Annotated in this window: 14 protein-coding genes; 11 read left to right on the top strand and 3 right to left on the bottom strand. The window is 48.2% G+C overall.

Annotated features, from left to right (window positions below; translation table 11 throughout):
- Positions 1 to 31 precede the first annotated feature (31 nt).
- The 5 genes from AYJ58_RS19230 (at position 32) to AYJ58_RS19210 (ending at position 6,192) form a co-directional block, all read left to right on the top strand.
- Positions 32 to 886 (top strand): restriction endonuclease, encoded by an 855-nt coding sequence (locus AYJ58_RS19230; RefSeq protein WP_106651330.1) that lies wholly within the window; start codon positions 32 to 34, stop codon positions 884 to 886.
- 94 nt (positions 887 to 980) lie between these two features.
- A complete protein-coding gene (gene mobH, locus AYJ58_RS19225; RefSeq protein WP_106651329.1) occupies positions 981 to 3,131 on the top strand; it encodes a MobH family relaxase in 2,151 nt (716 codons plus the stop codon).
- A gap of 48 nt (positions 3,132 to 3,179) precedes the next feature.
- Positions 3,180 to 5,000: a conjugative transfer system coupling protein TraD gene (gene traD / locus AYJ58_RS19220; protein WP_106651328.1), complete on the top strand. Its 1,821-nt coding sequence runs from the start codon at positions 3,180 to 3,182 to the stop codon at positions 4,998 to 5,000.
- A 9-nt stretch (positions 5,001 to 5,009) separates the two neighbouring features.
- The gene (locus AYJ58_RS19215) at positions 5,010 to 5,570 is read left to right on the top strand and encodes a hypothetical protein (protein ID WP_023266692.1); all 561 of its coding nucleotides are present in this window, start codon (positions 5,010 to 5,012) and stop codon (positions 5,568 to 5,570) included.
- Entirely contained in the window at positions 5,557 to 6,192 is a 636-nt protein-coding gene (locus tag AYJ58_RS19210; RefSeq protein WP_032481061.1) for a DUF4400 domain-containing protein, read from the top strand. The genes AYJ58_RS19215 and AYJ58_RS19210 overlap by 14 nt, the downstream gene beginning before the upstream one ends.
- A gap of 26 nt (positions 6,193 to 6,218) precedes the next feature.
- Here AYJ58_RS19210 and AYJ58_RS19205 read toward each other — a convergent pair whose 3' ends face one another.
- Complete coding sequence (locus AYJ58_RS19205) at positions 6,219 to 6,806, bottom strand: hypothetical protein (RefSeq protein WP_023266690.1); 588 nt, start codon at positions 6,804 to 6,806, stop codon at positions 6,219 to 6,221.
- Between the two features lie 288 nt (positions 6,807 to 7,094).
- Here AYJ58_RS19205 and traL point away from each other — a divergent pair, with 288 nt between their 5' ends.
- From traL to traA, 6 genes are all read left to right on the top strand, one after another.
- A complete protein-coding gene (gene traL / locus AYJ58_RS19195; RefSeq protein WP_000433891.1) occupies positions 7,095 to 7,376 on the top strand; it encodes a type IV conjugative transfer system protein TraL in 282 nt (93 codons plus the stop codon).
- A complete protein-coding gene (locus tag AYJ58_RS19190) occupies positions 7,373 to 7,999 on the top strand; it encodes a TraE/TraK family type IV conjugative transfer system protein (RefSeq protein WP_023266689.1) in 627 nt (208 codons plus the stop codon). The genes traL and AYJ58_RS19190 overlap by 4 nt, the downstream gene beginning before the upstream one ends.
- The gene (locus AYJ58_RS19185; protein ID WP_106651876.1) at positions 7,983 to 8,879 is read left to right on the top strand and encodes a TraK domain-containing protein; all 897 of its coding nucleotides are present in this window, start codon (positions 7,983 to 7,985) and stop codon (positions 8,877 to 8,879) included. The genes AYJ58_RS19190 and AYJ58_RS19185 overlap by 17 nt, the downstream gene beginning before the upstream one ends.
- Positions 8,880 to 8,881: 2 nt before the next feature.
- A complete protein-coding gene (locus AYJ58_RS19180; RefSeq protein WP_008844783.1) occupies positions 8,882 to 10,171 on the top strand; it encodes a TraB/VirB10 family protein in 1,290 nt (429 codons plus the stop codon).
- Positions 10,172 to 10,245: 74 nt separating this feature from the next.
- Positions 10,246 to 10,818 (top strand): type IV conjugative transfer system lipoprotein TraV, encoded by a 573-nt coding sequence (traV, locus tag AYJ58_RS19175; RefSeq protein ID WP_148039504.1) that lies wholly within the window; start codon positions 10,246 to 10,248, stop codon positions 10,816 to 10,818.
- Positions 10,815 to 11,201, top strand: coding sequence for a TraA family conjugative transfer protein (gene traA / locus AYJ58_RS19170; protein ID WP_000180225.1), 387 nt, complete (start codon positions 10,815 to 10,817; stop codon positions 11,199 to 11,201). Before traV ends, traA begins: the two co-directional genes overlap by 4 nt.
- 40 nt (positions 11,202 to 11,241) lie before the next feature.
- Here the strand turns inward: traA and AYJ58_RS19165 are convergent, their stop codons facing one another.
- Together AYJ58_RS19165 and AYJ58_RS19160 are read right to left on the bottom strand one after the other, a co-directional pair.
- A complete protein-coding gene (locus tag AYJ58_RS19165) occupies positions 11,242 to 11,748 on the bottom strand; it encodes a GNAT family N-acetyltransferase (RefSeq protein WP_001963894.1) in 507 nt (168 codons plus the stop codon).
- The gene (locus AYJ58_RS19160) at positions 11,739 to 12,005 is read right to left on the bottom strand and encodes a type II toxin-antitoxin system TacA family antitoxin (protein WP_001963895.1); all 267 of its coding nucleotides are present in this window, start codon (positions 12,003 to 12,005) and stop codon (positions 11,739 to 11,741) included. The genes AYJ58_RS19165 and AYJ58_RS19160 overlap by 10 nt, the downstream gene beginning before the upstream one ends.
- Positions 12,006 to 12,146 lie beyond the last annotated feature (141 nt).

The following is a 12,146-nucleotide window of genomic DNA, read 5'->3' as shown; positions in this document are numbered from 1 at the left end:
AGCCTATTTTTTATTTTGGATGGGATCTTTTATGGTTACTTTTGACCAGCTGATGCAGCCACTCATCATCGCCCTGAACAATCTTGGCGGCTCAGGCAGTATTGATGAAATATACGAGGAGGTCGTGGAGCTAGAAAAGTTTGATGAGCAGACTCTAGCCGTGTTGCATAACCCCGAAAAAAGCAGCCAAACGGAGGTTGGTTATCGATTGGCTTGGGCGAGAACCTACCTCAAAAAAGCAGGATATCTTGAGAATTCATCAAGAGGCGTCTGGGCTTTGACTGATAAAGCCAGGCAAAATGCTAAGCTGGATAGTCGAGAGATTGTGAACATTGTCAGAGAACTTGACCGAAAGCCTGGGGGTTCAAAAAGTTCTTCTTCAGAGCCAGAGCTTTCGGCTGAAGACTCACCAGAAGAAGCTATGGCTTGGCGTGAAAAGTTACACCATGTACTCATTGAAGAAATGAGCCCTGATGCTTTTGAGCGATTAACACAGAGGTTACTGAGAGAATCAGGCTTCATTCATGTTGAAGTGACTGGCCGCACGGGGGATGGTGGTATCGATGGCAAAGGAATTGCCCGAATCAATGGTTTGATGAGTTTTCATATTGCCTTTCAGTGTAAAAAATACAAAGGCTCAGTTGGGGCACCAGAAATCCGAGATTTCAGAGGGGCAACAGTAGGACGTGCAGATCGTGGTATGTTTATAACAACTGGCAGCTTTACAAAAGCAGCCATTGAAGAAGCCAACCGTGATGGTGTTGCTCCGATTGACTTGGTTGATGGTGATCAGTTAGCCGATAAGCTCAAAGAACTTAGTTTAGGTGTTAAAACAGAGTTAGTTGAAAAAGTAACAGTTGAACCAGACTGGTTTTTAAGTCTTTAGCTCTATCATCGCTACAGATAAGTGCAAGTTTCTTGCGACTATCTAACAACCTAATTGTTAGTGAACCTTCACACTATCGTGTCGGAGGTTCACTATGTTCAAAAACCTATTTTTTCAAACCAAAGCACTACCAGAGCTTTCATCGCAACTGGATGCAGAAATTCCACGCTACCCGCCATTCCTAAAGGGGTTGCCAGCAGCATCACCCGAGGATTTGCAGTCCACACAAGACGAGCTAATTGCCAAACTGCGCCAGGTACTTGGCTTTAACCAGCGTGATTTTCAACGTCTGATTCAGCCCTGCATTGACCATCTTGCTGCTTATGTTCATTTGTTGCCAGCTTCTGAGCATCATCATCACAGTGGCGCTGGTGGTTTATTACGTCATTCGTTGGAAGTTGCTTTCTGGGCGGCACAAGCTGCTGAAGGGATCATCTTTGTTGCCAGTGGCACACCGGTTGAGAAAAAAGAGCTAGAGCCAAGGTGGCGTGTTGCAGCGGCTCTTGGCGGTTTGTTCCATGATATTGGTAAGCCTGTTTCAGACTTGTCCATCACAGACGAAGATGGACGCTATCAGTGGAACCCTTTTTTAGAAACCTTATCTCAGTGGACCACTAATAATAGCATTGAACGCTATTTTATTCGCTGGCGCGACGGACGGTGCAAACGGCACGAGCAATTCTCAATTCTGGTTTTAAACCGGGTGATGACGCCTGAGTTGCTCGCCTGGTTAACACAACCTGGCCCTGAAATTTTGCAAGCCATGCTGGAAGCAATTGGCAATACCGATCCAGAGCATGTCCTGTCTAAACTGGTCATTGAAGCTGACCAAACCAGTGTACAGCGAGACCTGAAAGCTCAACGAATTTCCGTTGACGACAATGCCCTTGGTGTCCCAGTCGAACGCTATCTACTTGATGCCATGAGGCGATTACTTGCCAGTTCCCAATGGTTAGTCAATCAGCGAGACGCAAGAGTCTGGGTACGAAAATCAAATCAATCAACCAATCTTTACCTGGTCTGGAAAAGCGCGGCTAAGGACATCATTGAGCTATTGGCCAAAGACAAGATACCTGGCATCCCAAGAGATCCCGATACCCTTGCAGACATCCTCATTGAGCGAGGATTGGCCATTAAATCCGCCTCAAATGAGCGATATGAAAGCCTTGCCCCTGAAGTACTGATCAAAGACGAAAAGCCAATCTGGTTACCCATGCTGCATATATCTGAGGCCGATTTATTGTTCAGCTCGAATTTACCAAGTAGCGTGAGACTGTTTAGCAAATCTGAGTGGGAAGCAACACAGCAAACACAAGCAGAGCCGCAGAGTCGCTCCAGTGAGCATTCAGACTTGCCTGAAGCGTCATCATCAATCGAACTCAGTAATTCGGCTGAGTCGCCATCGTCAAAATCGTCCGAACAAGATGATGGACTCAGTCGTGCAAGCGACGTTAATAACCCCCAGGCAACTGAAAATGCTCCAGGTGATGAATGTGAAAAGCCTAACAATTCATATGATGGCGCTATCTCAAATAACGTAAACCAGCACGATGAAGAAGCATTGAATCTGCCTGAGTTTTTGGCGTGGGTCCCAGAGGCCAGCAGTGCGTTGGTTATGGTTGGTGAACAGATACTGATCCGCTATCCCGATGCCGTAAGGCCTTGGTGCGCTCCCCGAAAACTGCTTGCTGAACTCAGTCGATTAGATTGGCTTGAACTAGATCCAGCAAACCCGACACGTAAGGCCAGAACTGCGACTACGAATGATGGCGTTCAGGAGCAAGGGTTACTGCTGAAAGTATCGATTTCTAAAGGGCTTACTGCACTGATTGACCTTCCCAAACAAGACGCAGAACCGGCGGCAGCAATTCAGAACGAAGAGGTTTCACCGCGACCGAGTCGAACTGAGACAACCAATGCCCAAGCAAAAGAGCCCGCCAAAAGAGCGGAGCGTAAGCAAAAGCCGATTGCGCCCAATGCGAACTCAATTACAGACCCCAAACACGAACAGCGGCAAAAGATGGTTAATTTTGTGAAAGATTTGCCCATCTTACTGACCGATGGCGATTACCCAGACGTGGATCATAGTGCCGATGGTATTCGCGTCACGATTCAAACCTTACGCCAAGTCGCCAATCAGCATGGCATTCCAGCCGGACAGCTGCTGCGGGGGATCTCGGCCAGTGACCAATGCCAGTTTGATGAGGGGGAAACGGTTCTGTTTACCGCTCACGCTAAACGTTAATCCATTTGAAGTTAAGCGGATTGTAAACGGTTATTTTGCGGAGCATGAATGAAAGAAAACGCATATGAGATGCCCTGGCGCACGAACTATGAAGCCATGGCAGCAGCAGGTTGGCTGGTTGGTGCAACTGGGGCAATTGCCGCAGAAATGCTGACTGAGCTACCACCTGAGCCATTTTGGTGGATGACAGGGATTTCCTCGGGCATGGCGTTGTATCGCCTGCCTGAGGCCTACCGTCTTCATAAGTTACAGAAGGGACTAAAAGGCAAACCTTTGGCTTTTATGGAGCTGTCGCATTTACAAAAGGTGATGGCAAAACATCCTGATGAATTGTGGTTGGGGTATGGCTTTGAGTGGGACCAGCGTCATGCTCAACGCGCTTATGAAATTCTAAAGCGGGATAAGCAAACCTTGCTTAACCAAGGTCACGGCAAACAAATGGGTTCGACCTGGATTCATGGTGTCGAGCCCAAAGAAGAAGATGTGTACCAGCCAGTTGGTCACACCGAGGGGCATACCTTAATTGTCGGCACGACCGGTGCCGGAAAAACCCGATGCTTTGATGCGATGATCACCCAGGCCATTTTGCGTAATGAAGCCGTGATTATTATTGACCCTAAGGGAGACAAGGAACTTAAGGATAATGCGCAGCGAGCCTGTATTGCCGCCGGTAGTCCTGAGCGCTTTGTGTATTTTCATCCGGGTTTTCCGGAGCATTCAGTACGTCTTAATCCCCTGAGAAACTTTAACCGGGGCACTGAAATTGCTAGCCGAATTGCGGCCTTAATCCCATCCGAAACCGGTGCTGATCCATTTAAAGCCTTTGGCCAAATGGCACTGAATAACATCGTGCAAGGTTTGTTGCTTACTTCACAGCGTCCTGATCTGAAAACACTGAGACGATTCTTGGAAGGTGGCCCAGAAGGCTTGGTAGTAAAAGCCGTCACAGCCTGGGGGGAGCAGGTGTATCCGAACTTTAGTGTGGAGATTAAACGCTTTACTGAAAAGGCCAATACCTTGGCTAAACAAGCCATGGCGATGCTGCTTTTTTACTACGAACGAATTCAGCCCGTTGCCGCCAATACTGATTTAGAGGGGCTATTGAGTATGTTTGAGCATGACAGAACCCACTATTCCAAGATGGTGGCTTCACTGATGCCGGTGCTCAATATGCTCACATCAAGTGAACTTGGTCCACTGTTATCACCGATTGCAAACGACGTGGATGACAGCCGGTTAATTACGGATTCTGGCCGTATTATCAACAATGCCCAAGTGGCCTATATCGGGTTGGATTCATTGACCGACGCCATGGTTGGCAGCGCCATTGGTTCGTTGCTTTTATCCGATCTCACCGCCGTGGCCGGTGACCGCTATAACTATGGTGTTGAAAATCGTCCCGTAAATATCTTCATCGATGAGGCGGCTGAAGTCGTCAACGATCCCTTCATTCAACTGCTCAACAAAGGCCGTGGCGCAAAAATGCGTTGTGTGATTGCTACTCAGACCTTTGCTGATTTTTCAGCTCGTACAGGCAGCGAAGCTAAGGCCCGTCAGGTGTTAGGTAACATCAACAACCTGATAGCTCTTCGGGTGATGGACGCCGAAACGCAGCAGTACATTACCGACAATCTGCCTAAGACTCGGTTGCAGTACATCATGCAAACTCAAGGTATGTCGTCCAACTCGGACAGCCCCGCGTTGTTTACCGGCAATCATGGCGAACGCTTGATGGAGGAAGAAGGCGATATGTTTCCACCGCAGTTATTAGGCCAGCTTCCCAACCTGGAGTACATCGCCAAGCTTTCAGGTGGCCGCGTGATCAAAGGCCGCATTCCTATTTTAACCAGCTCTACACAGGCAGCTTAAGGAGTCTGTATGCATCATTCTGTTTGTCTGAAAATGACAACACTTACCAGTAAAGAAATGCTCGCTCAGTGGCAGCAACATAACCCTCAGTTCAAGGAAGCTTTAAGACTGCTTGAAACCGACTGGCCTCATGCTTTGGCTTCAGTACACTGTTTGGCGGACTATTTAACGGATGCGCTCACGTTAGATGGCCATTCCATCTTTGATTTGTGTCTGTGCAATGGCTTGGGTAGTTATGAAGAAGTCAGTTGTGATGATGACAGTGTTCGCCTTTGGCATTTCATTGAGGCACTGACCTGGACTGCCGCCAGTGCTTTAACGGGTATTCGCCTGCGTGATCCTGACCATTTCGAGTGGGCCGCCGTGGATGGTGTGTATTTCTACACCTGGATTCGTAATCGTCCAAATCGGATGACGTATTTGGCTGAAGGACGCATCGAGGTGCGTTATGTCAGTGGTCATACGACGACAAAGCGGCTTCAACAAGTGATTAAAGCCCGGATTATGACGCCAACCGTTGCAGCCATGCTGGCACGAGTAGAAGAGGATGTTTGGCATGAGCAAGCATAAGTCGGTTTGGCTACTGTGTCTGGCACTGATGCTGGAGATTATTGCCATTGGCGTATTAGTGCCCGGTGATTGGACTGGCCGAGTCATTAGTAAAGAGAAGCAGATGATCCAAAATCAATTGGGCGCACAAACAAGCTATTGGATTGGTCAAACTAGCCATCGCTGGTATCAGTCATGGGTTGTGGATACGCAGATGGAGCAATCTGTGCGTGATTTTCTAATCCCCACTGAAGAGCAGCGACTGCGCTCTAAAGGGATGGAGAACATGGGAGGCTTTTGGTTTGTCTGGGTAGAAGACCGTATTCAGGCATTTTTTGATGTGTTGTACCAAGTGTTCACTCGATTTGCGTTGCTGATGGTCTGGTTGCCCTTTGCGCTTATTCTCATGTTACCGGCGCTGTGGGACGGCTTGATGACCTGGAAAATTAAGAAAACAACCTTTGATTTTTCGAGCCCTATCATTCACCGCTACAGCATGATTATCCTGGGCTCAGGCGTCATTTTGCTGTTTATGGGATTGTTCGCCCCGCTGGCTATTCCACCGGTGGTGCTACCGTCGCTGATCATCGGCTTGGCATTGATGGCAGGGTTGGCGTTAAGTCACTTGCAGAAGAAGATATGAGGCCAGTTAGGCCTCATCTTGTAGAGCTAAAACCTTACGCCAACGGTATTGCCATTCTCGTCTTCCGCTGGCAAATGATAAGTATCAATAAGATGACCTTGAAGCCAAATATATTGCGGCATCCAAAACGAGTACTGTCGTATAAGAGCCAATACTTCTTTCAGCGGTTTGTTTGCATGAGGCTCGGCAAGGCGAAAGTACATGAATGAGCAATCATCTCGAAAGTACTCCTGAAGCTCTGAATCTGATAGCGTTTCTTTTAGCGGCCTGTTTTGTTCGTCGTCCTCATCATGGGAGTTGGCATAAATTTCAAATAGCTGCTTTTCAGTGAGCATCTCCAAGAAATGGTCTTCAATTAAAACCCCATCACTGGTATCGACATCCATACCATCTTTGACATCAAAAGCCATGACACATCCAGAAGATAACGCCACCTCTGATGGCTTCAGTACGTCATTGGCTTGTACAACCTGATGCCAATGATTAAAGCCAACAGAGATTGCAATTTCATCGAGTGCTTGAGTGTGTGTAATGGATTTTTCACGTTTAAGCTTTCGTGCTTTTTGCTTTAAACGTTCAACCGTGTCAGAGGAAATGATTTTAGTAATTTGCATTGAGTTTCTCCTATTAGCGAATACGGTGCCCACTGCCGAGGTCGCAGAAAAAACCTAAGCAAAAAATAAATTTGATTTGCATGTCGTCCCGTCCGGGTTTGCTAAAGTGGGCAGCTGGTCTCGACACGACCAATATCCTCATCATATCAACCGCATCAAAAAGATCAATTGTTAGTATTGTCTGAATAGAACCCTCAAAACATTCAAGAATTCGGCATCTAGCTGACCACTGAACCTGCCAATCCCAAGGCATTCTTCACTTCTCAATTCAAACAACGAGGAGTGACTATGGAACCTGTGAGTATTCCATCCTATATCGATGACCCGCCGCACTTCCTGCTTTGGAGTGCCGATGAGATGGCTCCCATTCTGTTGGGGCTAGTGATCGGCATTTTTACCGGTAATGCCTTGGTTTTATGCCTGTTGGGGTTGGTGACAACCAAGCTCTATCGGCGTTTTCGTGATGGTCGCCCTGATGGTTTTATTCTTCACGCCATCTACTGGGCTGGGCTGTTGCCAACCAAAGCCAAGACGATCCCTAACCCATTTATCAGGAGCTATCTGCCGTGAAGTTCGACGTGTTTTTAAAATCATGGCAAGGCACGCAATTAGAGAACCGATGGCAACGGTTTCTGATTGCAGTGCTGGTGCTATCTAACTTGCTGCTTGCGGTTGCGGCATTTTCTCGCAATACCGTGGTAGCCATTCAACCACCAACTTTGTCTGAAACGGCTGAAGTGTCACGAAACCAGGCCACTCAGCCTTACCTTGAATCCTGGGGACTCTACCTGGCTGAGCTTATGGGCAACGTGACGCCGGGTAATGTGTCTTTCATCCGAGTTGCTATCGAGCCGCTGCTTTCTCCAGCGGTGTACCAGCAAGTGGTCGATGCACTGGAGATTCAGGCAAGGCAAATCCGCGAAGACCGAGTCACGCTCAAATTCCAACCCAGACAAGTGGAGTATGAGTATGAAACCGGCCATGTCTTTGTGACCGGTTATTCCTTGGTCTCTGGGCCATCTGGAGATGAACAGCGCCAAACTCGCACCTATGAGTTTGACATCGATATTGAGCAATACCGTCCAAAGCTCAGTTGGATGGATACGTATGAGGGGCAAGCTAGAACGAAGGGAGTTCGTGAAAAGTTGACCCAAGAGCAAAACCGGAGGGTGAATGATGCGAACCAAAATTAGTCGATGGATAACACCAAGCTTAATCGCAATGAGCTTGAGTGGCGTCCTGTTATCTCAAGCGTCGTATGCAGACGTGGAATTGCCGATTGTGCCAGCCAGTGTGATGAAGCAGTCTGCTACTGCAAATCCACCGGTTCAAAGCAATTCGGTTGCAGCGGATACGCCAACAACGCTACTGATGACACCGGGGGTTAATGAACTGATCCCTGTAGCACTTGGTCATCTGAATCGAATTGTGACGCCGTTTGAATCGCCTCAGGTGAGAACAACCAGTGATGCTCAGACGCAAATCAAGGGGAATGTTGTATATGTGGCCACGGACAAAGAATCACCGGTTTCACTTTACATCACTCCGCCTGGTCTGGAAGCACCCGCGTTATCTGTCACCTTAGTACCTCGTCGTATTCCACCGCGTGAAATCACCTTAGCTATTGATGGTCAGCAGTGGCCTATTAAGGGCGTCGTGAACCGCAAAGCCGCCACTTGGGAAACAGCTCAACCTTACGTCGATAACCTACGTGACTTACTCAGACGCCTTGCACTAAATGAGTTACCACAAGGCTATGACATCCGTTTAGCTGGCCAAACTGACACAAGCCCGAAATGTTTTCAGCCGGGCTTAAAGTTTGGTTTTAAGCAGGGGCAAATTGTGTCGGGACATTACTTCACCGTATATGTAGGACTGGTTGAAAGCTTTGCCGATGAGCCGATAGAAGCCAGTGAATTAGCCTGCCATACACCAGATATAGTGGCAAGCGCCTACTGGCCTCGCAATATCTTGTTGCCGGGTGAAAAGACTGAGTTGTATGTGGTTGTTCGCAATCATCGTGAAGAAGCGGTGGAAAGTCAGCGACCTTCGCTTCTTGTAGGAGGTGAATAACGATGAAAGCACAATGGGAACAAATGAGCCCGAACATGAAGCGGGGTCTATCGGTTGGTGGTATTGCTGGCGGTCTCATTCTTATGGTTATGGTGTTTTCACCTAATCCTGACGATGGCGCAAGCAGTCGGAACCGGAAGGAAACGATCCGGCACATTCTTACGGATACCAATACTCGTGATGTTGGGGTCGATAGTTTGGCTGCGAACGTAAAACTACTCAGTGAGCGCAATGAACAGTTACGTCGTGAAGTTGAGCGCTTGCGTCGCGACGTCGATTCAGGACGGCTAAGCCCAGGTTCGCCTTCTATACCAAGTGAGGTCAATGCGGAGCTGGCCCGCCTTAGAGCGGAACTTGATGATGTTCGCGCAGGAGGTGATGCAGCAGTTGAAGGCAAAAATAGCCGTTTTGAAGTGCCTTTATCTGCCATGGAATTACCCAAAGACGAAAAGCCACTGCCGTCTAACCCAGACGACTATTTTGCCAATGCGCCGCTGCCTGATCCGCTCTATCAGCAGCCAGCCAATGGCCAAGGTACACGAGCACGAGATGTTCCATTGCCGCCAATCACGATTCGTATGATTGAGCCTGAAGTGGTTGCGGAACCAGAGGTTGTTGTGCAAGAAGCGCCGCCTTTGTATCTACCGGCGGGCAGCATCATCTCAGGTACTTTGATCACAGGTTTGGATGCCCCTACTCACGAGTCCGCAAGACGCGAGCCTTTTCCTGCATTGCTGAGGATTCAAAAGGAAGCCATTTTACCCAACCGATTTAGAGCGGATATCAAAGAGTGTTTCTTGATCGCCGCAGGTTACGGTGATTTGAGCTCTGAGCGTGCTTATTTGCGAGGCGAGACCATTTCATGTGTGAGAGAAGATGGTGGCGTCATTGAAACGCGACTGGATTCTTATGCCGTGGGTGAAGACGGCAAAGCCGGTATTCGTGGCCGATTAGTGTCGAAACAAGGCCAGCTGGTGGCCAAATCGATGATGGCCGGATTCCTTCAGGGCTTGGCAGGCGCATTTGATGTGAATCCTGTTCCGACGATTCAGACGGGTAATGCCGGTGATACTCAGCTGTACCAGCAAGTCATGAGCCAAGAAGCATTACAAGGTGCTGCGATTAAAGGCACCGGTAAAGCATTGGATCGAGTGGCCAAGTTCTATTTGGACATGGCTGAAAATATGTTCCCAGTCATAGAGGTAGACGCTGCCAGGAAAATTGAAGTCATAGTCACTCGTGGTGCCTCGTTGTCGTTGGCCACTTCGCAAGGGGGAGGTGCAAGAAGATGAAAAAATCCTGCATGTTGCTAACCGATCGAAGTCCGTTTCAGACAATAAGATGTGTATCCAGAGGAGAGTTAACCATGACGACATCAATGCAGAACAACCCAAAGCACCATTCAAAACAGTGGTCTAAAGCTGGATTACTTTTATTGGCAGTCGGCTCAACCTTATTGTCTGGCTGTAGTTCATTGGGTCTTGGGAGTAGTGAATATGGATGTCCAGGTATGCCTGACGGTGTGCGCTGTTTATCCGCTCGTGAAGTCTATGAGCTTACAAGTAATGGGGCTGCACCCAAGACGATTGATGCTGTGGCGACTCGAATTGGTTCTCCCTCTGGGTATTCACAATCTGATTTAGAGACAGGACTGCTGAGCCATCCAGCATTACCTGAGACGCAGCAATCTGCACCTCTTCGCATTCCTTCAAGAGTGATGCGAATTTGGATTGCGCCTTGGGAGGATGACCGTGGAGATCTGAATTTATCCAGCTACGTGTTTACCGAAATTGAACCGCGCCGGTGGGATATTGGGGTGTCAGCACCTCGAACGGTTTCGCCAGTGCTACGTCCACTTCAGACTCAAAGCGATTCAGCCTCAGCGGGAGCTGATGGTAAGCGCGATAACTTGAGTATCTACGGAGAAACTAACGAATGACAAATGCAGTTCGCACTATTCAAACTCAGCGCCTAATGACCATTGGTGCGCTTGGTTTGATGGCGTTAATGATTTCGGAGCCCTCATTTGCGGGCACCGGTGGTGATGCTTTCACTGATGTGTGGGATACCCTAAAAGATTGGACCCAAGGTACTTTGGGACGGATCGTAGCGGGAGCCATGGTACTGGTGGGTATTGTGGGCGGTATCGCTCGCCAAAGCTTGATGGCCTTTGCCTTGGGCATTGGTGGCGGTATGGGTCTCTACAATACGCCAACCGTCGTTGAAAGTGTTATGTCTGCAACTTTACCTGTCGTTGCCAGCACTCAAGAAGTCATTGGCACAACAGTTCCAGCAATCAGCGCCGTTTTACTGGGCACCTAATAATATTGACGGCTTCTCTTGTGCAAGGGGAGCCGTCATCTCAGTCTATCGACAATGATTTTTCGATATCGCAGATCCTTGCCATGAGTACTAAAGGATCAAACGTCGATTCTTTGAAGCCAAATTTCTTGTAGAACGTTTGCGCACTACCATCAATAGCATGGACTAAGATACCTGCGCCACCGACAGCGTTCATTGCTTGTACTGAGCGAATGATACAATCTTTTAAAAGACCTGCCGCAATGCCTTGACCTTGATAGGCGTTATCTACTCCAAGCCTGGCTAGAATCACCATGGGAATGGGATCTGGGCTATTTCTTCTTAATGAACTGAAAGCTTGCTCTCTGGAAACTGATCCCATGGCAATGGCATAGTACCCAGCCACTTGATGGGCGTCAGTGTCATTGACCACATACACTCTCGCGGTTCCCCGCTTTTGACTCTTTAACGCCTGTTTTCTTAACCAAGTATCGAGTTCTTCAATGCCACAGTGAAAGGCGTTAATCTCGTGCTCATCAGTGAGTAGGGTTGGTGCACTTATTCCCAAGGCGCTTTCCTTTTAAACAGATCTTTCATGCCTTCAAGAGTCTGTGGCTCAGCACGAAGTTCGTTATCAAACGCTTCAAAAGCTTTTGCTTCAAGAACAAAATCCCGCTGTTCGGCCAGTACGTTATGCGCTTCATTGAGCGCGGCTTGCTGAATGAATACGGTTCTATCAACTTTTTTTAAACTTGCTGCGGCATCGATAATGTCTCTTACCGATGGCAGTACTCGCATGTTGATTGGCGCTGTCTTTGTAGCCATGACACCATCCTCTGTATATCTATTTAATACACAGTTTAAATGACTTTTCCGTGTAGTCAATAGATATACGAATTATTGGGCGTGAAACTTTGAGAGTAGGTCAGTTTGATTTCGAGGGGATGTCACTCTTTCTGGTTTAAA

Source organism: Shewanella sp. Pdp11, assembly GCF_002838165.1.
Lineage (GTDB): Bacteria > Pseudomonadota > Gammaproteobacteria > Enterobacterales > Shewanellaceae > Shewanella > Shewanella hafniensis.
The sequence above is the reverse complement of the archived record's forward strand: the minus strand, read 5'-3'. Positions and strand labels throughout refer to the sequence as shown.